Below are 19,682 nucleotides of genomic sequence, written 5' to 3'. Positions count from 1 at the left end.
CTCCGCAAGGCCTGCGTTCGGCCTCCTGAAGTCGCGAAAGTACGGGCGGCGCCTGGGCTGACGCAGCTGTCGCTAGTTGGCTGTGGGGTTAATCTTCTGATCGCCAAAGCCAAAGCCAAAGCCAAAGCCAAAGCCAAAGCCAAAGCCAAAGCCAAAGCCAAAGCCAAAGCCAAAGCCAAAGCCAGCCCGTATATCGTTCGGAAGATCAATGCGCTTAAGCGCGCTCACCACAAAGGTCCAGCGCGAACCAATGCTCCGCCGCCTGCACATCCAGCCCCGCGCCCAGCAGAGCAAACAGCTTGCCCAGCGCGGCCTCGCGGGTCATGCCACCGCCACTGACCAGTCCGGTGTCACGCAGCCGGCTGCCCGCCGCATAGGTGTCGAACACCACCGAACCTTCCGGACACTGGCTGATGGCAACGATCATCACCCCACCCTGGCGGGCGTCATGCAGGGCGTCGAGCAGCGCCTGGTCGTCGGACGGCCCGGTACCACTGCCGTAGCACTCCAGCACCAGCCCCTGGATACCGCTATCGAACAGGCCACGCAGATGTTCGGCGGCAAGGCCCGGGAACACCGGCATGATCGCCAGCTTGACCGGCTGACGTGGCTGACGGTAGTCCAGGCGGGTCGGCAGTTCAGGCGCGTGCTCGCTCTCGCGATGGCGCGGGAGCACGGTGAAGGCGTCGAACGCCTCGCTGCGCAGCTTCGAAGCGCGGCAGCCGTGTAGCAGCTGACCGTGGAAGTACAGCTGCACGCCGTCCTCCAGGCCGTTTTCGAACAGGTTCAGGGCTCCGACAAGGTTGGCCCAGGCATCGCTGTCCGGTGCGCCGGCCGGCAGCATGGAACCGGTCAACAGCACCGGCGCCGGCAAACCCAGCAGCAGGAACGACAGGGCCGCGGCGCTGTAGGCCAAAGTATCGGTGCCATGCAGCACCAGCACGCCGTCGTGGCCGTCACGCTCGACCGCCTCGACGATGGCGTCGCGCATCGCCAGCCAGTTGGCCTGTTGCATGTTGGCGCTGTCGATCAGCGGATTCAGTTCACGCAGCGACCACTGCACCTTTGGCGCGTCGCCGCAGGCAGCGAAATGTTCGCGCATGCGCGTTTCAAAGCCACCGGCCGGCGCGAGGCCTTCGGCGGTCTGCAGCATGCCGATGGTGCCACCGGTGTAAAGGACGAGAAGATTCTTGACTGCACGCATGGGAATTTTCCGTAGCGATGTAGCGAAGGAAGAGGCAGCCGCCCACGAACGGGGCGGCTGGGGCAGGGGAGAATATCAGCGCTGAGCGTGCGCCTGAACGGCGGCTTTGTCAGTGGCTGTTTCAGCCTGCGGATTGGCCGGCCAGGCGGCACGGTCCAGGTCCAGGTCGGTGAACTTGCTGGAGTCGAACACCGGCTGCTTGATACCGGCCTTGCGCTGTGCGTCGTAGTCGCGCATGACGCGCAGGCCGACCTTGAACAGCATGGCCAGGGCGATCAGGTTGACGAACGCCAGGCAGGTCATGGTGATGTCGGCGAAGGCGAACACGGTCGACAGGTCCTGCGTCGAACCCCACACCACCAGCGCCAGCACCAGGCCGCGGAAGGTCATCAGCACGGCGCGGTTGCGGCTGAGGAACTGCAGGCTGTTCTCGCCCAGGTAGTAGTTGTAGAGAATGCAGGTGAAGACGAACAGCGACAGCGCGACGCTGACGAACACACGGCCCCAGTCACCGACCACGGCGGCCAGCGAGTTCTGGGTCAGGACGATGCCGTCACCTTCGAAGCCCGGGGTGTAGAAGCCCGACAGCAGGATCAGCAGCGCGGTGCAGGTGCAGATCACGAAGGTGTCGAGGAACACGCTGAAGGCCTGGACTACGCCCTGGGCGCCAGGGTGTTTCACGGCGGCCACGGCGGCGACGTTCGGCGCGCTGCCCAGGCCTGCTTCGTTGGCGAACACGCCACGCTTCACGCCCATGACGATGGCGCTGCCCAGCAGGCCAGCGAACGCAGGGTCGAGACCGAAGGCGCTTTTGAAGATGGTTTCCAGCATGGCCGGGACGTGTTCGATCTGGGTGCCGATCACGTACAGGGTCACGCCGATGTAGGCCAGGGTCTTGACCGGTACCAGCAGATCGGACACCGCGGCGATGCGCTTGATACCGCCGATGAAGGTCAGGGCCAGCAGCGCTGCCAGGACGATACCGGTGTGCTTCGGATCGAAGGCAAAGGCGTTCTGCAGCGAGTGGGTCACGGTGTACGACTGCAGGCCGATGAAGGCGAAGCCGTAGGTGACTAGCAGCAGGATCGAGAACACGATCGCCATGCTTTTCAGCTTCAGGCCGTGCTGGATGTAGTACGCCGGGCCGCCGCGGTACAGGCCATCGCCATCGGCGCGCTTGTAGACCTGGGCCAGGGTGCATTCGAAGAAGCTGCTGGACATGCCCACCAGTGCGGTAACCCACATCCAGAACACGGCGCCCGGACCGCCGAGGGTCACGGCGATACCGACACCGGCGATGTTACCGGCGCCGACGCGACCGGCCAGGCTCAGCATCAGGGCCTGGAACGAGCTCAGTTGGCCTGCCTGGCCGCGAAGGGATTCCTTGAAGACACCGAACATGTGGCCGAAATGGCGGAACTGGACGAACCGAGAGCGGATCGTGAAGTAACTGCCGAGACCGACAATCAGCACGATGAGAAGCTTCCCCGAAAGGAAATCGTTGAGTGCTTCGAGCATTGGAAAATGACCTCGATTCTTATTCTTCGCGTGGAAAGACCAGCGGGCGGCAGGCGCACCGCTATTCATTGGGGGCGCATGGTTGGCTATGACAACTGTGGTTACAATTTCGCGGGTTGCTCCATTTTGGTGCGACTTGATGCTAGAATGGCGTCACTCGCATCATCCGGACCCACGCATCATGGGCGATCACTTCGCTACCAACCTCAAATTGGCCTGCAGCCACTACCGCTCTATCTCCGAGGTTTGCCGGCAGCTGTCGATCAATCGCGCGCAGTTCAACAAGTACCTGAGCGGCCAGAGCCGTCCGACGGCCTACAACCTCAAGCGCATCGGCGACTTCTTCGGCGTCGAGGATTACGAGCTGGGTCTGCCGCCCGAACAGTTTGCCCGCTTGATCGGCGCACGCAGTCAGGATCAGCGGGTCGGTTCCCAGGACGACCCGATCAGCGAACTGTTCAAGCCGCTGCATAAAGAAGCCGGCAACCTGTCGCGCTATTGCGGCTACTACTTCGAATACTCCAACTGCATGTCGGTGCCGGGCTCGATCCTGGTGTCGCTGGTGCACCTGTGGGAGGAGCGCGGCAGCTTTTTGTTCGAGCGCCAGGAACGCCAGGAGCGCAGCAGCGGCCTCGACCAGCACGCCGAGGTGCGCTGTCGCTATCTGGGCGCGGCGTTCCAGTTGCAGGACAGGATGTTCCTGATCGACTACGAGTCGCTGACCCTCAACGAGATGAGCCAGACCGTCCTCATCCCCAGCTTCAAGAGCCGCATCAGCCGTCTGAACGGCCTCAAGACCGGGGTCTCCAGCGGTGACCGGCGCAATCCGGCGTGCACCCGGGTGGTGTGGGAATACCTGGGCGAGGAGATCAATCGCATCAACGCCTTCCGGCAGATCAAGCTGTACCGCCCGGATGATCCGCGTATCGACGACGACATCCGTGACCGGCTGAGCGCGGGGATGGTCAGCAACGGGTTGTTCGAGATCGAGTGAGCCATCATTGATGGCGCATTGAGGGCGCATTGAGGGCGCATTGATGCGTGGGAGTGGGCTTGCCCCGCGATGGCGTCAGCACGACCAACGAGGTCGCCCGATCGGACGCCATCGCGGGGCAAGCCCGCTCCCACGCAAGTACAGCAGTCTTCGACCCACTTCAATCGAGAATGAACGCCGCCACCGCATCGGCCACCTGGTCCGCCACCTCCGGTCGGTCGCGCAGGTGCGCGGCGATGCCGTGGTCGCAGTCGGTGAGCATCAGGCATTCCACATGGGGCGCGGGCACCGAGCGCAGCAAGGCGTGGGTGACCTCCTCGGGAATCGGGCTGTAGCGCTCGACGCCCGCCAGCCGCCGGGTGCCGGCCGAGGTGCCGGGCCCCTGGCCGTGGACCCTGGAGTTGAGCCCGTCGTATTCACCAATCACCAGCAGCACCCGGCCCTGGAACTGGCGCAGGAAGGCGTAGCTGTCGCAGTCGAGGAAGGCAAAAGGCTTGCGGATGGCCTCGCTGAAGGCCGGCCCGAAAGGCGCGGCATGGGCCGCGTCGGGGTAGACCGCCGGGCAGATCAGCACCAGCTTGCGTACGCTGGGGCGCTGGGCGGCCAGCTTCAGGGCGATGGCGGCGCCCAGGCTGTGGCCGACCAGGGTGTCGCTGCGGGCGTCTAGGTGTTGGTGAAAGCGCAGGGCCTCATCCAGGTTGCTGGCCAGCGAGGCGTCCTTCGCCCCGGGTTCGCTGGCCAGGCTGTGGCCGGAGAGGTTGCCGGTCAACGAGCCGATACCCTGTTGCTGGAGGCGATAGAGCAACGGGTTGAGGCGGGTGAAGTCGGAGCGTGCGCCGCCGACCACGAATACCGTGGGGGCACGCTCGGTGTCCGGTAGCAGCAGGCGCGCCTGCTGGCGATAGTCGTCGAAATCCTCGTCGATGAACCGCTCCGGGCCGGGCGCGGGCTCGTCGAATTGCCAGCTGGCGCGTTGCGCAGTGTTCAGTTCGGCATCCATGTTGATCTCCTTGAACAGGCCTGGCGCAGTATAAGTAGCTGTCGGCAAAGGCGGAATACCGCCCCGACCGGCGCCAATCGCCACGCGGTGCGTGCCAGGCCTTGCCTGGGTTGGACTTCCCCTGCCGGAAACAGCAAAATGAACCCTTTCCTCCATCGACCAGACCGGACCTGTTGACTCTATGCGTATGCGCCTGATGCTGTTGGGTGGTGGCAATGCCCTCGGGCAAGCGCTGATTCGTCTCGGGGCCGAGGAAGACATCGCCTTCCTGGCGCCTCGCCCGCCGGAAAACGGCTGGGATCCGGCCAGCCTGACTCTGCTGCTCGACGAGCAACGCCCGCACGCCGTGGTCAACCTGGCCTATTATTTCGACTGGTTCCAGGCCGAGTCCGTCAGCGAGCAACGTCTGGCCCAGCAGGAGCGGGCGGTGGAGCGGCTCGCCGAACTGTGCCAGCACCACGAGATGATCCTTGTGCAACCGTCCAGCTACCGTGTGTTCGATGGCTCGCGCGCCACCGCCTACAGCGAGAAGGACGAGCCGGTGCCGCTCGGCCTGCGTGGCCAGGCGCTCTGGCGCATCGAGCAGAGCGTGCGCGCTACCTGCCCGCAGCATGTGCTGCTGCGCTTCGGCTGGCTGCTGGACGAAAGCATCGACGGCGCGCTCGGGCGCTTCCTGACCCGCGCCGAACAGCCCCAGGAACTGCTGCTGGCCGATGACCGACGCGGCAACCCGACGCCGGTGGACGATGCCGCGCGGGTGATCCTCTCGGTGCTCAAGCAGCTCGATTGCCAGGCGCCGTTGTGGGGCACCTACCACTATGCTGGCAACGAGGCCACCACGCCGCTGGTGCTCGGCCAGGCGATCCTCACCGAGGCCACCCAGTGGCGCAAGCTGGCCGTGCAGGCGCCAACCGCCCAGGCCCACGCCGCCCGCCCGGATGCCAGCGAAGAGCCGCAGCACGCGGTGCTGGCCTGCAAGAAGATCCTTCACACCTTCGGCATCAAGCCCCGTGCCTGGCGCGCCGGCTTGCCGCCCCTACTGGACCGATTCTACCGACATGGCTGACGCCCCCATCCTGATCACCGGCGGTGCCGGCTTCATTGGCTCCCACCTGTGCGATGCGTTGCTGGAGAAAGGCTACGCGGTGCGTATCCTCGACGACCTGTCGACCGGCAAGCGCAGCAACCTGCAGCTCGGCCATCCGCGCCTTGAGCTGCTCGAAGGCGATGTCGCCGACGCCGCCCTGGTGGCCCGTGCCGCCAGTGGCTGCCAGGCGGTAGTGCACCTGGCCGCGGTGGCCTCGGTGCAGGCCTCGGTGGAAAACCCGGTGAAGACCCACCAGAGCAACTTCATCGGCACGCTCAATGTCTGCGAGGCGATGCGCCTGAATGGCATCCGCCGCGTGCTGTTCGCCTCCAGCGCGGCGGTGTACGGCAACAATGGCGAGGGCCAGTCGATTGCCGAGGACACGCCCAAGGCACCGCTGACCCCCTATGCGGTGGACAAGCTGGCCAGCGAGCAATACCTGGACTTCTACCGTCGCCAGCATGGGCTGGAGCCGGTGGTGTTCCGCTTCTTCAATATCTTCGGGCCGCGCCAGGATCCTTCCTCGCCGTATTCGGGGGTGATCAGCATCTTCTGCGAGCGCGCCACCCGGGGTACGCCGATCACCGTGTTCGGTGATGGCGAGCAGACCCGCGACTTCCTGTTCGTCGGCGATCTGGTCCAGGTGATGGTGCAGGCGCTTGAGCAGCCGGTGGTGGAAGAGGGCGCGGTGAATATCGGCCTGAACCAGGCGACTTCGCTGAACCAGCTGCTCAAGGCGCTGGAGCAGGTGGTGGGCGGTTTGCCGGCGGTCAGCTACGGTCAGGCCCGCTCGGGCGATATCCGCCATTCGCGGGCGGACAATTCGCGCTTGCTGGCGCGCTTCGCGTTCCCTGAGCCGACGCCGTTCGTCGAGGGGCTGGCGCGGTTGCTCGGCAAGGTCTGAATCCCCATCGCGGGGCAAGCTCGCTCCCACGCCGCCATGGGGGGCTGGTGGGAGCGGGCTTGCCCCGCGATGACATCACGAGTGTCGGACCACCCGCCGGCGGCAATCCTCCGGCCGCACCTCCCGCCCATCCCGGGCCCGCACCTGCAGCGTCTCCAGGCCCTGGCCACGATCATCGACCAGCTGCGAGCGTGACTCCCCCGCTGTGAACAGGTAGCGCTCCCCCCACTGACGCAAGCCGATCACGATCGGAAACACCGAGCGCCCCCGTTCGGTCAGCACATATTCCTTGTAGGCACTGCCATCCGAGGCCGGCTGCTGCACCAATAGCTCAGCCTCCACCAGCAGCTTCAAGCGCGAAGCGAGGATGTTCTTCGCCAGCCCCAGGTTCTTCTGCAATTCGCTGAAGCGGCGCAGGCCGTCAAAGGCATCGCGCAGGATCATCAGCGCCCAGCGGTCGCCGAGCACCTCCAAGGCGCGGGCCACAGGGCATTGCTGGTTGTTCTCGTCGAGCATGGCGCGATCCTTGGGTGTCTATCTGGTTGCAGAATAAAACCACCTTTGTTAAAAGGCCAGTCATGTGGTTTTAAATTGAAACCAGAATTGAAAGGGAGTCTTCGATGTCGACGCTCACCCGCGGATTGACGTTGTTGTTGGCCGCCGCCTGCGCCCTGGCCGTGGCCACGGTGTATCTCGCCCAGCCGCTGCTGGAGTCGATGGCGGCGAGCCTTGGGGTGAGCAGCGCCCGCGCCGGCCTGGTAGTCGGGATGACACAGGCCGGCTATGCCTTGGGGTTGCTGCTGATTGTGCCGCTGGGGGATCTGCTCGATCGCAAGCGGCTGATCCTCGGCCAGTTGCTGGTCTCATCCGGCGCCTTGCTGGCCGTGGCCTTTGCCGTGGACTGGGCCGTGCTGCTGGCCGCAATGGCCCTGGTCGGCCTGGCCGCGGTGGTGGTGCAAGTGATGGTGGCGCATGCCGCCACATTGGCCACGCCCGCCGAACAAGGGCAGGCGGTGGGCACGGTGACCAGCGGCGTGGTGCTGGGCATTCTCTCGGCGCGCCTGGTGTCGGGCGCAGTGGCCGACCTGCTCGGCTGGCAGGGTGTGTATGGCGTGGCGGCGGTGCTTGCACTGGCAATGGCGGGGCTGCTCGCCTGGCGCTTGCCCGCCGCCAGGCCGCAGGGGCAGAGGCAGCGCTATCGGGCGTTGCTGGCATCGGTGCTGCGGCTGTATCGACATGACCGCCTGCTGCGTCAGCGCGGCCTGTTCGCGGTGCTGGTATTCGCGGCGTTCAGTGTGCTGTGGAGCGCGATGGTGCTGCCCTTGAGCGCCGTGCCACTGGCGCTGGATCACACGCAAGTCGGGCTGTTCGGTCTGGCCGGCGTGGCGGGGGCACTGGCGGCATCGCGTGCCGGGCGTCTGGCGGATCAGGGGCATGGACGGCGGGTGACTGGCTGGGCATTGGGCCTGCTGACCCTGTCGTGGCTACCCATCGCCTACCTCGAGCAGTCATTGCTGGCGCTGGTAATCGGGATTCTGATGCTGGACCTGGCCGTGCAGGCGGTGCATGTGACCAACCAGAGTCTGCTGCTGGCGGGGCGCGGCGAGATGGCCAGCCGGCTGATCGGCGCCTACATGTGCTGCTATTCGATCGGTAGTGGGGTGGGAGCGATCGTGGCGACCTGGGTGTACGGGCAGTGGGGCTGGGTGGCGGTGTGCGGGTTGGGGGCGGGGATAAGCGCGCTAGCCTGGGGCTACTGGGGGTATCTCTGGAGCGTCGAGACGATGCGTGGCGCGCCCGCTCCAGAGGGAGCAGGCGCGCCTGCGGATCAGAACTTGTAGCCGATACCGACCATGTAGACCCACGGATCGACATCGACGTCGACCTTGGTCTTGCCGACGCCCAGGGCGCTCGGGCCGTCGATGCTGGCCTTGGTGTCGATGTCGACGTACCAGACCGCGGCGTTGAGCAGCAGGTTGTCGGTGAGCATGTAGTCCATGCCCAGCTGGCCGGCGATGCCGACCGAGTCCTTCAGTTTCATGTTGCTGAAGCCCTGGGCCTTGCGGTCGCTGGTCAGGTCTTCATCGAAGAACATCGTGTAGTTGATGCCCACGCCAGCGTACGGCTGGAACTTCGAGGACGGCGCCATCGGGTAGTACTGCAGCGACAGGGTCGGCGGCAGTTGCTTGATGTCGGCCAGCTTGCCGTCCAGTCCAGGGCCGAGGCCCTTGACGCCGACTTTGTGCTGGAACGGGGTGGCGGCCAGCAGTTCGAGACCGATGTGATCGGTGAGCATATAAGCGAAGGCCAGGCCCAGCTGGGTGTCGCTGTCCAGGGTCGCCTTGGTGCCCGAGACCTTGGCGCCGTCGAGCTTGATGTCGCCGCTGTTCTCGTTAGGCGCGGTGGTGATGGCGCCGGCGCGGAGGATGAAGTCCCCCGCCTGGTGGGCGTGGGCGACAGGGGCTGCAAGCGCCAACGCGACGAGCGAGGCACCGAGCAAGGACTTGTTCATGGAAGCTCCCAGAGGACGTGAGTAATCGAGTAGTCCAATGGTACGAAGCTGACTAAACAGAAAGTTTGACCCAGCTCAAAGAAGCCGTGCTATCGGGGTGACGCAGTGCTCACTTCAGCTCGTAAGCGTAGATTTTCTCTGCTTCCATCTGGTAGCCGGCATCCGCCAGCTCGCTGCTGCTGGCCTTGACCTGCATCGTGCCCTCGATCCAGTAGGGCTGGTAAAGGTCCTCGATGCGCACGCCCATCTCGCTGAAGATATGCACGATCTGGTTCGACGGCGGGGGCGGCACATGGATGCAGGCGCCGTAGTAGGGCACCAGGAGGAACTCGGTGGTGCGGCCTTCCTCGCTGACTTCCAGCGGCACGATGTAGCCGGGGATCTTCACCTGCTGGCCGTCCAGGGTTTTCACCACCGGCGCGTTGGGCGCCTGCTGGCGGGCGGCGGGGGCCGCCTCGGCGGACAGCGCGTCGCTGATCTGCGACAGGTCGTGCAGGGGCGTCAGTTGTGGCGGGATGACCGGCGCGCCCTCGGGGATCAGGGCAGGCCAGTCCAGTTCGCGAGGGTCGGCGGCCCAGGCTGGCAGTGAGAACAGCAGCAGTGCCACGAGCAGCACCCTGGCGTGGGAGCGGGCTTGCCCCGCGATCACCGGCAGCGCCGGTGCCAGGTGTCGAGGCGTCTGCTTCGCGGGGCAAGCCCGCTCCCACGCAGAGGCGCCGACCACGTTCGCTGGGGCTGCGAGACAGGCAGCGAGGATTCGGATCATTGGCATTTCTCAGAGATGAATCGACAAACCATCGGCCAACGACTGCCGATAGGCGCGCCAGGCTGGCACGCTGCCCATCAGCAGCGCCGCGCCGAGGATGATGGCCAGCAAGGTCCACTCGTGGGCGCTCGGCCAGGCCAGTGGCAGGTATAGCCCATAGTTGGCCTGCACATAACCCTGGGCCAGGGCGATGCCCGCATACAGCAACCCCAGCCCGGCGGCGATGCCCGCCAGCGCCAGGGCCAGCGCCTCGAGCACCAGCAGCCCGGCGATGTGCCAGGGGCGGGCGCCCACCGAACGCAGGATGGCCATTTCCCGGCGGCGTTCGTTGAGGCTGGTGAGAATGGCCGTGAGCATGCCGATCAGGCCGGTGAGCACGACGAACAGCGACACCACGAACAACGCCTGCTCTGCCGTGCCCATCAGGCTCCACAGCTCCTGCAGGGCCACGCCTGGCAGGATCGCCAGCAGCGGTTCGGCGCGGTACTCGTTGATCTCGCGCTGCAGGCTGAAGGTGGCGATCTTGCTGTTGAGCCCGAGCATGAAGGCAGTGATGGCCGCGGGCTGCAGGTCCATGGTGCGGGCCTGCTCGGCGCTGATGCGCCCGGCGCCACGGGCCGGCACGCCGTTGTGCCAGTCGATGTGGATCGCCTCCATGCCGGCCAGGCTGATGTGCAGGGTGCGGTCCACCGGGGTGCCGGTGCGCTCGAGCACGCCGACCACGGTGAACGGTTTGTCGTCATGCTTGACCAGGCTGATGGCGGCTACACCATGCGCCAGTACCAGCTTGTCGCCGAGCTTGTAGTGCAGCGCCTCGGCCACTTCGGCGCCGAGCACTACCTCGAACGGATCGTCGGCGAACGCCCGGCCCTGGTCGAGTGCCAAGTGCTGGCGGCGGCCGAACTGGTAATGGCTGAAGTAGTCGGTGGTGGTGCCCATCACCCGGTAGCCACGGTGCGAGTCGCCCAGGGAGATGGGGATCGCCCATTTCACCCGCGGGTCGCTGGCGTAGTGCTGGTAGCTGTCCCAGCGGATGTTGTTGGTGGCGTTGCCGATGCGGAACACCGAGTACAGCAGCAGGTTCACCGACCCCGAGCGGGCGCCGACGATCAGGTCGGTGCCGCTGATGGTGCTGGCGAAGCTGGCGCGGGCCTCGGTGCGCACCCGCTCGACGGCCAGCAGCAGGCACACCGACAGGGCGATGGCAAAGGCGGTGAGCAGGGCGGTGAAACGGCGGTTGGCCAGGCTGGCCAGGGCAAGGCGAAGCAGGTACATCAGGCCTCCCGGGGCTTGGCGGCGCGGTTGAGCTCGGCCAGGGACAGGTGGCGGTCGAACAGCGGCGCCAGGCTCTGGTCATGGCTGACGAACAGCAGGCTGGCGCCGGCGTCGCGGCACTCGTCGAACAGCAGGCGGATGAAGGCCTCGCGGGTATCGGCGTCGAGGGCCGAGGTGGGCTCGTCGGCGATCACCAGCTCGGGCTGACCGATCAGCGCCCGTGCCGCGGCAACCCGCTGCTGCTGGCCGATCGACAGGCTGTCGGCGCGGCGGGCGAGCAGGGTCGGGTCGTCCAGGCCCAGGTGAGCGAGCAGTTGGGCAGCGGCCTGGTCGATGCTGCCATGGCGCTGGGCGGCGCGGGCCGCGCGGCTTTTCGAGAAGCGGCAGGGCAGCTCGACATTCTCCCGCACCGACAGGAACGGAAGCAGGTTGAACTGCTGGAAAATGTAGCCGGTGTGATCGACCCGGAAACGGTCGCGCGCGCCCTGGCCCATGGCCGCGAGGTCCTGGCCAAGCAGGCGGATGCTGCCTTGCCCGGGACGGTTGACGCCGCCCAGCAGGCCGAGCAGGGTGGTCTTGCCGCTGCCGCTGGGGCCCTTGAGGAACAGTGCCTCGCCGGGCTCCAGGCGAAATGAAGGGATTTCCAGCAGCGGCGCCTGGCCGGGCCAGGCGAACACCAGGTCATGCAGTTCGATCAGCGGCTGGTTCATTCAGAACGCGACCACGGCCTTGGCGGGGGTGGCCTCGATGCCTTTCTGGCCGTTGGGGCCGATCAGTTGCACGTTGATCTTCTGGGTCTGCGGGAAGGTCTTGAACAGTGGGCCGAGATCGATCTGAGCGAGTTTGCCCGGGGTGGCGCAGGTCAGCTGATAGTGGGCGTTGACGTCGGCGTGGGCGTGACCGTGACCGTGCTCATGGCTGTCGCCATCCTCGTCGGCCTGGGCGGCGTCACCGAACAGCGGGCTTTCCAGCTCCTGGGCGTCTTCCTTGCAACCGGCGGCCGGGGCAACGCCAAACAGTTTCAGGGGCTGTTCGAGCTGCTGGCGGGCGGCGGCGACCTTGGCCTTGTCGGCATCGCTGCTGGCCACATGCTCGAAGCCGACCAGGTTCATCGCCGGGCTGTCCAGTTCCAGTTCGAGGGTGTTGCCGTCGAGCACCGCATTGAGCTTGGCCACGCCATGCTCGTGGGTGCCGAGGGTGCCATGGGCGTGGTCATGATCGTGGTCGTCGTGGGCATGGGCCACGGCCAGGGGCAGCAGGGCGAAGGGCAGGGCGAGCAACAGACGACGCATGGACGGCTCCACAGGCGGCTTGGAAAGATTTTGTGATGTTATAACAATTTTTCTTTGCCCCGCCAGCCTGCCTGGCACAGGTTTCATGTTCGTGGGAGCATGGCGGCATCGAGACTGGAGGCAGGGTACCTATCGTGAGAATTCGTGGACAGATCGGTGAATGGCCGGTGGACCTGACCGTCGAACTGGCGCCGGAAGAGTGGGCGCAGCTGGGACGTCGGCTGGAAGTGCCGGCAGCCGTCGAGACTCAGCCGGTCAGTGGCAGCCCGGCGCCTCGGCAGGATGACGGGCAGTGGGTGGCGGCGCGTGACGTGCTGCGCCAGGCGGGGCAGATGAGCGGGCCGGAGCTGCTGGAGCGCCTGGAAGGGCTGGCCGGGAGCGTGGCGGCGGGCAAGCGGCTGCTGGTGCGCTTGCGCCACAGCAGTGAGGTGAAGGTGGAAAGCGGCGTGGACGCGCCGGTGTATCGCTGGGTGGGATGAGGGGGCTGCAATGCAGCCCCAACAACCTCAGAACAGCGCAGCGGACAGCTTGCGGCGATACACGCTGACCAGCGGGTGAGCATTGCCCAGCAGTTCGAACACCTGCAGCAAGGCCTTTTGCGGCAGGCCGTTCTCGTAGGCGCGGTTGCGCTGGAACAGCTTCAGCAGCCCATCCATCGCGGCCTCGTACTGCTGGCGCGCCAACTGCTGGATGCACAGCTGGTAGGCCGCTTCGTCGTCCTGCGGATTCTGCGCCAGGCGGCTCTTCAGCTCGGCGGCTTCCGGTAGGCTGGCGGCCTGGCGCAGGAAGGTCAGCTGGGCCTTGGCGCCGGCCAGGGCGGCCTTGTGCTCGTCGGTCTTGACCGCGTCGAGCACCACCTGGGCCTCGCCCAGCTCGCCGCGCTCGGCCAGGCAGCGGGCGTAGAGGATCAGCGCCTCGGCATTGCTGTTGTCTTCACCCAGCAGCACCTGCAGCAGTGCCTCGGCTTCGCTGAAACGGCTTTCGGCGAACAGCGCCTTGGCCTGCTCCAGCGGCGCGGCGGCGGGCGGCGCGGGCATCTGTACATGGGGTTCGAGCATGGCGCGGATGGCCGACTCGGGCTGGGCACCGGCGAAACCGTCGACCGGCTGGCCGTCCTTGAACAGCACCACGGTCGGCAGGCTGCGGATGCCGAACTGGGCGACGATTTGCTGCTCGACGTCGCAGTTGATCTTGGCCAGCAGCAGTTCGCCCTGATAACCCTCGGTAATCTTCGCCAGCAGCGGCATCAGCGCCTTGCATGGCGCGCACCACTCGGCCCAGAAGTCGACCAGCACCGGCTTGTGGAAGGAGTTCTCGATGACCAGTTGCTGGAAGTTGGCATCGGTGGCATCGAAGATAAATGGTAGGCTTGTGTTAACAGGAGCTTGGCTCATCGTGACTCTCGCAAATCCGTGAATACCCCCACTATAAGGGCTCGCGGCTGGCATGGTACAGGCTGACCCGGCGGAATTCGTGCGGCTCGGCCAGATCCGGCAGGGTCAGCGCCTCGAGCACCCCGAGGGGGCGATACAGCGGGTGGCTGAAGTCGCGCACCCGCGAGTCGGCCACCAGCGCCTGGCGACCACGGCTGAGGAACTCGTCCAGCAGCGGCAGGTTGGCGCGGTCGTAGAGCACATCGGCGACCAGGATCAGGTCGAAGCGGTCGGCCTCGGCGAAGAAATCGCTGCTGTAGCTCAGCGTCACGCCGTTCAGCGCGGCGTTGGCGCGACAGGCGTCCAGCGCCAGCGGATCAAGGTCGCAGGCCACCACCTCCAGGGCGCCGGCCCGGGCGGCGGCGATCCCGGCGATGCCGGAGCCGGCGCCGAAATCCAGCACGCGCTTGCCGAGCACCCACTGCGGGTGCTCGGCCAGGTAGCGCGCCATGGCCAGGCCGCTGGCCCAGCAGAAGCTCCAGTAAGGCGGCTCCTCGAGAATGCGCCGGGTTTCCTCGCGGGTGAATTCGCGGTCCATGTTCTGGTCGTCGATCAACCAGAGCTTCAGGTCGCACCCGGGCAGCTCGCTGACGATCAGGCGCGCTTCGCCGATCAGGCCGCTCAGGGCCTGTTGCAGGATTGCCGGGGCCATCTAGGGTGCCTTTTCGAAACGCAGCGGGCCGGTGGCCTGAGTCTGGGCCTGAGCGATGCGAACCGGCGGCAAGTGCAGGATCAGCTGGCCGGAGCGGCTGGCGCGGCCGCGCAGTTCGACCCGGGCCCCGGCGGGGAAGGCTTCAGGGTTGAAGCGCAGGCGGTAGGGCAGGGCCTGGCCGGTGCCGTTCAGGGTGCTGCTGGCCAGCAGTTGCTGTGGCCGGCCGCGCTCGTCGATCACCAGCAGGGCCAGCTCCACGTCGGCGCCCGCCGGGATTTCCAGCAGGGTGCCGCTCAGTTCGCGCTGGTAGGCCGGCAGCGGGCCCAGGGGTTCGGTTTTCTTCGCCACCTTGGCCGGCACCGGGGGTGGCGCTTGTTCCGGCTTGGGGCGGTCGCTGCCGCAGGCGGCGAGCAGGGCGGCGCAACACAGCACGACGAGCGCTCGAGGGTGCATGGGGTAGTCCTTCACGGGCAGATTTGCATGGATGGTAAACCCTTTGGCTTGTCTTGCCAGTGCAATGCGCTACCATGGCCCTCCCTTTTTTTGTTGCCTGCCACCATGCACTGTCCGTTTTGCGGTGCCAACGACACCAAGGTCATCGACTCGCGTCTGGTCGCCGAGGGCGAACAGGTGCGTCGCCGGCGCGAATGCGTCGCCTGCGGCGAGCGCTTCACTACCTTCGAAACCGCCGAGCTGGTCCTGCCCCGGCTGATCAAGCAGGACGGCACGCGCCAGCCCTTCGACGAAGACAAGCTGCGCGCCGGCATGCAGCGCGCGTTGGAAAAGCGCCCGGTCAGCGTCGAGCGCCTGGAAGCGGCGCTGGCGCACATCAAGAGCCGCCTGCGCGCCACCGGCGAGCGCGAAGTGAAGTCGCTGGTGGTCGGTGAGATGGTGATGGCCGAGCTGCGCAAGCTCGACGAGGTGGCCTACATCCGTTTCGCCTCGGTCTACCGGCGGTTCCAGGACCTCGACGAATTCCGCGAAGAAATCGACCGCCTGGCCCGCGAGCCGGCTAAAGAGTAAGCATGTCCAGCCAAGCCATTCTCGACGCCCACTACATGGCCCGCGCCGTGGAACTGGCCCGCAAGGGCCTGTACAGCACCCACCCAAACCCCCGCGTGGGTTGCGTGATCGTGCGTGACGGCGAGGTGGTCGGCGAAGGCTGGCATGTGCGTGCCGGCGAGCCGCACGCCGAGGTCCATGCCTTGCGCCAGGCCGGCGAGCGCGCCCGCGGCGGCTGCGCCTACGTCACCCTCGAACCCTGCAGCCACCATGGCCGCACGCCGCCGTGCGCCGAGGCGCTGGTCAAGGCCGGGGTGGCGCGGGTGGTGGCGGCCATGCAGGACCCCAATCCGCAAGTGGCCGGCAATGGCCTGCGGCGCCTGCGCGAGGCCGGCATCGAAGTCGCCAGCGGCGTGCTCGAGGCCGAGGCCCGCGCGCTCAATCCCGGGTTCCTCAAGCGCATGGAGCAGGGCCTGCCGTTCGTGCGCGCCAAGCTGGCCATGAGCCTGGACGGCCGCACCGCCATGGCCAGCGGCGAAAGCCAGTGGATCACCGGCCCTGCGGCGCGTGCCGCGGTGCAGCGCCTGCGCGCGCGTTCCAGCGTGGTACTGACCAGCGCCGAGAGCGTGCTGTTCGACAACGCCCGCATGACTGTGCGTGGCGAGGAACTGGGCCTGGATGACGCCCTCACCGCCCTGGCCCTGTCGCGTCCGCCGTTGCGCGTGCTGGTCGACGGGCGCCTGCGCCTGCCGCTGGACGCGCCGTTCTTCCAGGCCGGCCCGGCGCTGGTGGTGACCGCCGCGGGCGAAGACCCGCGCTACGCGGCCGCCGGCCATGAACTGATCAACCTGCCCGGCAGCGCGGGCCGCGTCGACCTGCCTGCACTGCTGCGCACTCTGGCCGGGCGCGGGGTCAACGAAATCCTGCTGGAGGCCGGCGCCGGCCTGGTCGGCGCCTTCGCCCGCCAGGGCCTGGTCGACGAGTACCAGCTGTTCGTCGCCGGCACCTTCCTCGGCTCCGACGCCCGTCCGTTGCTGGACTGGCCGCTGTCGAAAATGAGCGAGGCGCCGCGACTGAAGATCACCGAAATGCGCGCGGTCGGCGATGACTGGCGAGTCACTGCCATCCCCCTGCCGCCCCCCGGCGTATAATGCCAGGCTTGCCTCGCGCAGCCCGTATCTAGGAGAACACCATGTTCACCGGCATCATCGAATCCATCGGCACCATCCGCAGCCTCACCCCCAAGGGCGGTGACGTGCGCGTCTACGTAGAGACCGGCAAGCTCGACCTGGGCGACGTCAAGCTCGGCGACAGCATCGCGGTCAACGGCGTGTGCCTGACCGCCGTCGAACTGCCCGGCGACGGCTTCTGGGCCGACGTCAGCGTCGAGACCCTCAAGCGCACCGCCATGGTCGATCTCAAGAGCGGCAGCCGGGTCAACCTGGAAAAGGCCCTGACCCCCACCACCCGCCTGGGCGGCCACCTGGTCAGCGGCCACGTCGACGGCGTCGGCGAGATCGTCTCGCGCGCCGATAACGCCCGTGCCATCCAGTTCCGCGTGCGCGCACCCAAGGAGCTGGCCAAGTACATCGCCCACAAGGGCTCGATCACCGTCGACGGCACCAGCCTGACGGTCAACGAAGTCGATGGCGCCGAGTTCGAGCTGACCATCGTCCCGCACACCCTGTCCGAAACCATCATGGCCGACTACCGCGCAGGGCGTCGGGTGAACCTTGAGGTCGACCTGCTGGCCCGTTACCTGGAGCGTCTGCTGCTGGGCGACAAGGCCGCCGAGCCGAACAAAGGCAGTGGCATCACCGAAAGCTTCCTGGCCGCCAACGGCTTCTTGAAATCCTGATTGAGAAGGGGGTGCCGCGTGGCGCTCAACAGCATCGAAGAACTGGTCGAAGACATCCGCCAGGGCAAAATGGTCATCCTCATGGATGACGAAGACCGCGAGAACGAAGGCGACATCATCATGGCGGCCGAGTGCTGCCTGCCCGAGCACATCAACTTCATGGCCAAGCACGCCCGTGGCCTGATCTGCATGCCGATGACCCGCGAGCGCTGCGAGACGCTCAAGCTGCCACTGATGGCGCCGCGCAACGGCTCGGGCTTCGGCACCAAGTTCACCGTGTCGATCGAGGCCGCCGAAGGCGTCACCACCGGCATCTCCGCCGCCGACCGCGCCCGCACCGTGCAGGCCGCCGCCGCCAAGGACGCCAAGGCCGAGGACATCGTCAGCCCCGGCCACATCTTCCCGCTGATGGCCCAGCCCGGCGGTACCCTGGCTCGCGCCGGCCACACCGAGGCCGCCTGCGACCTGGCGCGCATGGCCGGCTTCGAGCCGAGCGGGGTGATCTGCGAGGTGATGAACGACGACGGCACCATGTCGCGTCGCGCAGAACTGGAAGTGTTCGCCGCCGAGCACGGCCTGAAGATCGGCACCATCGCCGACCTGATCCACTACCGCATGATCCACGAGCGCACCGTGCAGCGCGTCTCCGAGCAGCCGATCGAGAGCGAGCTGGGCCAGTTCAACCTGGTCACCTATCGCGACGCGGTGGAAGGCGATGTGCACATGGCCCTGACCCTGGGCAAGATCTGCGCCGAAGAGCCGACCCTGGTGCGCGTGCATAACATGGACCCGCTGCGCGACCTGCTGATGGTCAAGCAGCCGGGCCGCTGGAGCCTGCGCGCGGCCATGAGCGCCGTGGCCGAGGCCGGCAGCGGCGTGGTGCTGCTGCTGGGCCACCCGCTGGACGGCGACGTGCTGCTGGCGCATATCCGCGAGAGCGCGGGCGATGCCCCGGCGAAAGCGCCGACCACCTACAGCACCGTCGGTGCCGGTTCGCAGATCCTGCGCGACCTCGGCGTGCGCAAGATGCGCCTGATGAGTTCGCCGATGAAGTTCAATGCGATATCCGGATTCGATCTGGAAGTTGTAGAATACGTGCCCTCCGAGTGACTTGAGGCGGCCTGATCGCCCATAGACTCGAGTCAAAACCCTCCCGAGGCCGCCACAGCGCGGCCTCGCTCTTGAAGATGAGAACTCCGGAATGACCCTGAAGACCATCGAAGGTACCTTCATTGCCCCCAAAGGTCGCTATGCTTTGGTGGTTGGCCGCTTCAACAGCTTCGTCGTCGAAAGCCTGGTAAGCGGTGCAGTCGATGCCCTGGTACGCCACGGCGTCAGCGAAAGCGACATCACCATCATCCGTGCCCCGGGCGCGTTCGAAATCCCGCTGGTAGCGCAGAAAGTCGCCCAGCAGGGTGCTTATGACGCGATCATCGCCCTGGGCGCAGTGATCCGTGGCGGTACCCCGCACTTCGAATACGTGGCGGGCGAGTGCACCAAGGGCCTGGCCCAGGTGTCCATGGAGTTCGGTGTTCCGGTGGCCTTCGGCGTCCTGACCGTCGACTCCATCGAGCAGGCCATCGAGCGTTCCGGCACCAAGGCCGGCAACAAAGGTGCCGAAGCTGCCCTGTCGGCCCTGGAAATGGTCAGTCTGCTGGCGCAGTTGGAGGCCAAGTGATTAGCGACGAAAGCGATCGTTTCAACCCGCGCGATCCAAAACCTGCGGATGCCGGCAAGCCCTCGAAGAGCGCCAAGCGTCGCGAAGCCCGCAAGCTCGCCACGCAAGCGCTCTACCAGTGGCACATGGCCAAGCACTCGCTGAACGAAGTGGAAGCGCAGTTCCGGGTCGATAACGATTTCTCCGATGTCGACGGCGCCTACTTCCGCGAGATCCTGCACGGGGTCCCGGCGAAGAAGGTCGAGATCGACGAGGCGCTCAAGCCTTGCCTGGACACGCCGCTGGAAGAACTCGACCCGGTCGAGCTGGCCGTGCTGCGCCTGTCCACCTGGGAGTTCATGATGCGCGTCGACGTGCCGTACCGCGTCGTCATCAACGAAGGCGTGGAACTGGCCAAAGTCTTCGGCGCCACCGACGGCCACAAGTTCGTCAACGGCGTGCTGGACAAGCTGGCTCCGCGTCTGCGTGAAGCGGAAGTCAAGGCGAACAAGCGCTGATCGCGGCGCT

Annotated in this window: 24 protein-coding genes; 11 read left to right on the top strand and 13 right to left on the bottom strand. The window is 66.4% G+C overall.

Going from position 1 to position 19,682, the window contains the following annotated elements:
* Positions 1 to 72: 72 nt before the first annotated feature.
* The 3 genes from HU735_RS27285 to HU735_RS16135 form a co-directional block, all read right to left on the bottom strand.
* Entirely contained in the window at positions 73 to 228 is a 156-nt protein-coding gene (locus tag HU735_RS27285; protein WP_186714304.1) for a hypothetical protein, read from the bottom strand.
* Positions 215 to 1,204 carry an asparaginase gene (locus HU735_RS16140; protein ID WP_186714303.1) on the bottom strand — a complete coding sequence of 330 codons (990 nt, stop codon included), beginning with the start codon at positions 1,202 to 1,204 and terminating at the stop codon, positions 215 to 217. The genes HU735_RS27285 and HU735_RS16140 overlap by 14 nt, the downstream gene beginning before the upstream one ends.
* Positions 1,205 to 1,279: 75 nt before the next feature.
* Entirely contained in the window at positions 1,280 to 2,722 is a 1,443-nt protein-coding gene (locus HU735_RS16135) for an alanine/glycine:cation symporter family protein (RefSeq protein ID WP_050703570.1), read from the bottom strand.
* A gap of 181 nt (positions 2,723 to 2,903) precedes the next feature.
* On the opposite strand from HU735_RS16135, the gene HU735_RS16130 reads away from it, so the two are divergent.
* Positions 2,904 to 3,716, top strand: coding sequence for a helix-turn-helix transcriptional regulator (locus tag HU735_RS16130; protein ID WP_186714302.1), 813 nt, complete (start codon positions 2,904 to 2,906; stop codon positions 3,714 to 3,716).
* 160 nt (positions 3,717 to 3,876) lie between these two features.
* On the opposite strand, the gene HU735_RS16125 is transcribed toward HU735_RS16130, so the two are convergent.
* Entirely contained in the window at positions 3,877 to 4,716 is an 840-nt protein-coding gene (locus HU735_RS16125; RefSeq protein ID WP_186714301.1) for an alpha/beta fold hydrolase, read from the bottom strand.
* A gap of 181 nt (positions 4,717 to 4,897) precedes the next feature.
* Here HU735_RS16125 and HU735_RS16120 point away from each other — a divergent pair, with 181 nt between their 5' ends.
* Both HU735_RS16120 and HU735_RS16115 read left to right on the top strand, forming a co-directional pair.
* Positions 4,898 to 5,782: a sugar nucleotide-binding protein gene (locus HU735_RS16120; protein WP_028690262.1), complete on the top strand. Its 885-nt coding sequence runs from the start codon at positions 4,898 to 4,900 to the stop codon at positions 5,780 to 5,782.
* Positions 5,775 to 6,707 (top strand): NAD-dependent epimerase/dehydratase family protein, encoded by a 933-nt coding sequence (locus tag HU735_RS16115; protein ID WP_186714300.1) that lies wholly within the window; start codon positions 5,775 to 5,777, stop codon positions 6,705 to 6,707. Before HU735_RS16120 ends, HU735_RS16115 begins: the two co-directional genes overlap by 8 nt.
* Before the next feature lie 75 nt (positions 6,708 to 6,782).
* On the opposite strand, the gene HU735_RS16110 is transcribed toward HU735_RS16115, so the two are convergent.
* Entirely contained in the window at positions 6,783 to 7,223 is a 441-nt protein-coding gene (locus tag HU735_RS16110) for a helix-turn-helix domain-containing protein (RefSeq protein ID WP_062575347.1), read from the bottom strand.
* A gap of 104 nt (positions 7,224 to 7,327) precedes the next feature.
* Between HU735_RS16110 and HU735_RS16105 the strand changes: the two genes are divergently transcribed.
* The gene (locus HU735_RS16105; RefSeq protein ID WP_186714299.1) at positions 7,328 to 8,548 is read left to right on the top strand and encodes an MFS transporter; all 1,221 of its coding nucleotides are present in this window, start codon (positions 7,328 to 7,330) and stop codon (positions 8,546 to 8,548) included.
* Here HU735_RS16105 and HU735_RS16100 read toward each other — a convergent pair.
* The 5 genes from HU735_RS16100 to HU735_RS16080 form a co-directional block, all read right to left on the bottom strand.
* The gene (locus HU735_RS16100) at positions 8,536 to 9,219 is read right to left on the bottom strand and encodes an OmpW family outer membrane protein (protein ID WP_028690266.1); all 684 of its coding nucleotides are present in this window, start codon (positions 9,217 to 9,219) and stop codon (positions 8,536 to 8,538) included. The genes HU735_RS16105 and HU735_RS16100 overlap by 13 nt on opposite strands.
* Before the next feature lie 109 nt (positions 9,220 to 9,328).
* Positions 9,329 to 9,865 (bottom strand): DUF3299 domain-containing protein, encoded by a 537-nt coding sequence (locus HU735_RS16095; protein WP_186714308.1) that lies wholly within the window; start codon positions 9,863 to 9,865, stop codon positions 9,329 to 9,331.
* A 129-nt stretch (positions 9,866 to 9,994) separates the two neighbouring features.
* Complete coding sequence (locus HU735_RS16090; protein ID WP_110738037.1) at positions 9,995 to 11,260, bottom strand: ABC transporter permease; 1,266 nt, start codon at positions 11,258 to 11,260, stop codon at positions 9,995 to 9,997.
* Positions 11,260 to 11,970, bottom strand: coding sequence for an ABC transporter ATP-binding protein (locus HU735_RS16085; RefSeq protein WP_186714298.1), 711 nt, complete (start codon positions 11,968 to 11,970; stop codon positions 11,260 to 11,262). The genes HU735_RS16090 and HU735_RS16085 overlap by 1 nt, the downstream gene beginning before the upstream one ends.
* Complete coding sequence (locus HU735_RS16080; RefSeq protein ID WP_186714297.1) at positions 11,971 to 12,552, bottom strand: DUF2796 domain-containing protein; 582 nt, start codon at positions 12,550 to 12,552, stop codon at positions 11,971 to 11,973.
* Positions 12,553 to 12,686: 134 nt separating this feature from the next.
* Here HU735_RS16080 and HU735_RS16075 point away from each other — a divergent pair, with 134 nt between their 5' ends.
* Positions 12,687 to 13,031 carry a hypothetical protein gene (locus HU735_RS16075; RefSeq protein ID WP_186714296.1) on the top strand — a complete coding sequence of 115 codons (345 nt, stop codon included), beginning with the start codon at positions 12,687 to 12,689 and terminating at the stop codon, positions 13,029 to 13,031.
* 27 nt (positions 13,032 to 13,058) lie between these two features.
* Here HU735_RS16075 and trxA read toward each other — a convergent pair whose 3' ends face one another.
* From trxA to HU735_RS16060, 3 genes are read right to left on the bottom strand one after another with little or no spacing between them, the layout of a single operon-like run.
* A complete protein-coding gene (gene trxA / locus HU735_RS16070; RefSeq protein ID WP_186714295.1) occupies positions 13,059 to 13,946 on the bottom strand; it encodes a thioredoxin in 888 nt (295 codons plus the stop codon).
* 31 nt (positions 13,947 to 13,977) lie between these two features.
* Positions 13,978 to 14,637 (bottom strand): 50S ribosomal protein L11 methyltransferase, encoded by a 660-nt coding sequence (locus tag HU735_RS16065; RefSeq protein WP_186714294.1) that lies wholly within the window; start codon positions 14,635 to 14,637, stop codon positions 13,978 to 13,980.
* Positions 14,638 to 15,090 (bottom strand): YbaY family lipoprotein, encoded by a 453-nt coding sequence (locus HU735_RS16060; protein ID WP_186714293.1) that lies wholly within the window; start codon positions 15,088 to 15,090, stop codon positions 14,638 to 14,640.
* 105 nt (positions 15,091 to 15,195) lie between these two features.
* Between HU735_RS16060 and nrdR the strand changes: the two genes are divergently transcribed.
* The 6 genes from nrdR (at position 15,196) to nusB (ending at position 19,672) form a co-directional block, all read left to right on the top strand.
* Positions 15,196 to 15,660: a transcriptional regulator NrdR gene (gene nrdR, locus HU735_RS16055; RefSeq protein ID WP_009685710.1), complete on the top strand. Its 465-nt coding sequence runs from the start codon at positions 15,196 to 15,198 to the stop codon at positions 15,658 to 15,660.
* A 2-nt stretch (positions 15,661 to 15,662) separates the two neighbouring features.
* Positions 15,663 to 16,790 (top strand): bifunctional diaminohydroxyphosphoribosylaminopyrimidine deaminase/5-amino-6-(5-phosphoribosylamino)uracil reductase RibD, encoded by a 1,128-nt coding sequence (gene ribD, locus HU735_RS16050; protein WP_186714292.1) that lies wholly within the window; start codon positions 15,663 to 15,665, stop codon positions 16,788 to 16,790.
* Between the two features lie 41 nt (positions 16,791 to 16,831).
* The gene (locus HU735_RS16045; RefSeq protein ID WP_186714291.1) at positions 16,832 to 17,497 is read left to right on the top strand and encodes a riboflavin synthase; all 666 of its coding nucleotides are present in this window, start codon (positions 16,832 to 16,834) and stop codon (positions 17,495 to 17,497) included.
* 18 nt (positions 17,498 to 17,515) lie between these two features.
* Positions 17,516 to 18,607, top strand: a complete 1,092-nt coding sequence (gene ribBA / locus HU735_RS16040; RefSeq protein ID WP_050703586.1) for a bifunctional 3,4-dihydroxy-2-butanone-4-phosphate synthase/GTP cyclohydrolase II — start codon at positions 17,516 to 17,518, stop codon at positions 18,605 to 18,607.
* 91 nt (positions 18,608 to 18,698) lie between these two features.
* Positions 18,699 to 19,175 (top strand): 6,7-dimethyl-8-ribityllumazine synthase, encoded by a 477-nt coding sequence (gene ribE / locus HU735_RS16035; RefSeq protein ID WP_003255395.1) that lies wholly within the window; start codon positions 18,699 to 18,701, stop codon positions 19,173 to 19,175.
* A complete protein-coding gene (gene nusB, locus HU735_RS16030; protein WP_028690278.1) occupies positions 19,172 to 19,672 on the top strand; it encodes a transcription antitermination factor NusB in 501 nt (166 codons plus the stop codon). The genes ribE and nusB overlap by 4 nt, the downstream gene beginning before the upstream one ends.
* Positions 19,673 to 19,682: the final 10 nt, after the last annotated feature.

The organism is Pseudomonas sp. BW16M2, from assembly GCF_014268865.1.
In the GTDB taxonomy this organism is placed as follows: domain Bacteria; phylum Pseudomonadota; class Gammaproteobacteria; order Pseudomonadales; family Pseudomonadaceae; genus Aquipseudomonas; species Aquipseudomonas peradeniyensis.
Note: the sequence above shows the minus strand (reverse complement) of the source record. Positions and strands in the feature narration are given on the sequence as shown.

Coding starts and splice junctions, on each gene's coding strand:
- HU735_RS16140 (WP_186714303.1), bottom strand. CDS start 1,204: ATGCGTGCAGTCAAGAATCTTCTCGTCCTTTACACCGGTGGCACCATC.
- HU735_RS16135 (WP_050703570.1), bottom strand. CDS start 2,722: ATGCTCGAAGCACTCAACGATTTCCTTTCGGGGAAGCTTCTCATCGTG.
- HU735_RS16130 (WP_186714302.1), top strand. CDS start 2,904: ATGGGCGATCACTTCGCTACCAACCTCAAATTGGCCTGCAGCCACTAC.
- HU735_RS16125 (WP_186714301.1), bottom strand. CDS start 4,716: ATGGATGCCGAACTGAACACTGCGCAACGCGCCAGCTGGCAATTCGAC.
- HU735_RS16120 (WP_028690262.1), top strand. CDS start 4,898: ATGCGTATGCGCCTGATGCTGTTGGGTGGTGGCAATGCCCTCGGGCAA.
- HU735_RS16115 (WP_186714300.1), top strand. CDS start 5,775: ATGGCTGACGCCCCCATCCTGATCACCGGCGGTGCCGGCTTCATTGGC.
- HU735_RS16110 (WP_062575347.1), bottom strand. CDS start 7,223: ATGCTCGACGAGAACAACCAGCAATGCCCTGTGGCCCGCGCCTTGGAG.
- HU735_RS16105 (WP_186714299.1), top strand. CDS start 7,328: ATGTCGACGCTCACCCGCGGATTGACGTTGTTGTTGGCCGCCGCCTGC.
- HU735_RS16100 (WP_028690266.1), bottom strand. CDS start 9,219: ATGAACAAGTCCTTGCTCGGTGCCTCGCTCGTCGCGTTGGCGCTTGCA.
- HU735_RS16090 (WP_110738037.1), bottom strand. CDS start 11,260: ATGTACCTGCTTCGCCTTGCCCTGGCCAGCCTGGCCAACCGCCGTTTC.
- HU735_RS16085 (WP_186714298.1), bottom strand. CDS start 11,970: ATGAACCAGCCGCTGATCGAACTGCATGACCTGGTGTTCGCCTGGCCC.
- HU735_RS16080 (WP_186714297.1), bottom strand. CDS start 12,552: ATGCGTCGTCTGTTGCTCGCCCTGCCCTTCGCCCTGCTGCCCCTGGCC.
- trxA (WP_186714295.1), bottom strand. CDS start 13,946: ATGAGCCAAGCTCCTGTTAACACAAGCCTACCATTTATCTTCGATGCC.
- HU735_RS16065 (WP_186714294.1), bottom strand. CDS start 14,637: ATGGCCCCGGCAATCCTGCAACAGGCCCTGAGCGGCCTGATCGGCGAA.
- HU735_RS16060 (WP_186714293.1), bottom strand. CDS start 15,090: ATGCACCCTCGAGCGCTCGTCGTGCTGTGTTGCGCCGCCCTGCTCGCC.
- nrdR (WP_009685710.1), top strand. CDS start 15,196: ATGCACTGTCCGTTTTGCGGTGCCAACGACACCAAGGTCATCGACTCG.
- ribD (WP_186714292.1), top strand. CDS start 15,663: ATGTCCAGCCAAGCCATTCTCGACGCCCACTACATGGCCCGCGCCGTG.
- HU735_RS16045 (WP_186714291.1), top strand. CDS start 16,832: ATGTTCACCGGCATCATCGAATCCATCGGCACCATCCGCAGCCTCACC.
- ribE (WP_003255395.1), top strand. CDS start 18,699: ATGACCCTGAAGACCATCGAAGGTACCTTCATTGCCCCCAAAGGTCGC.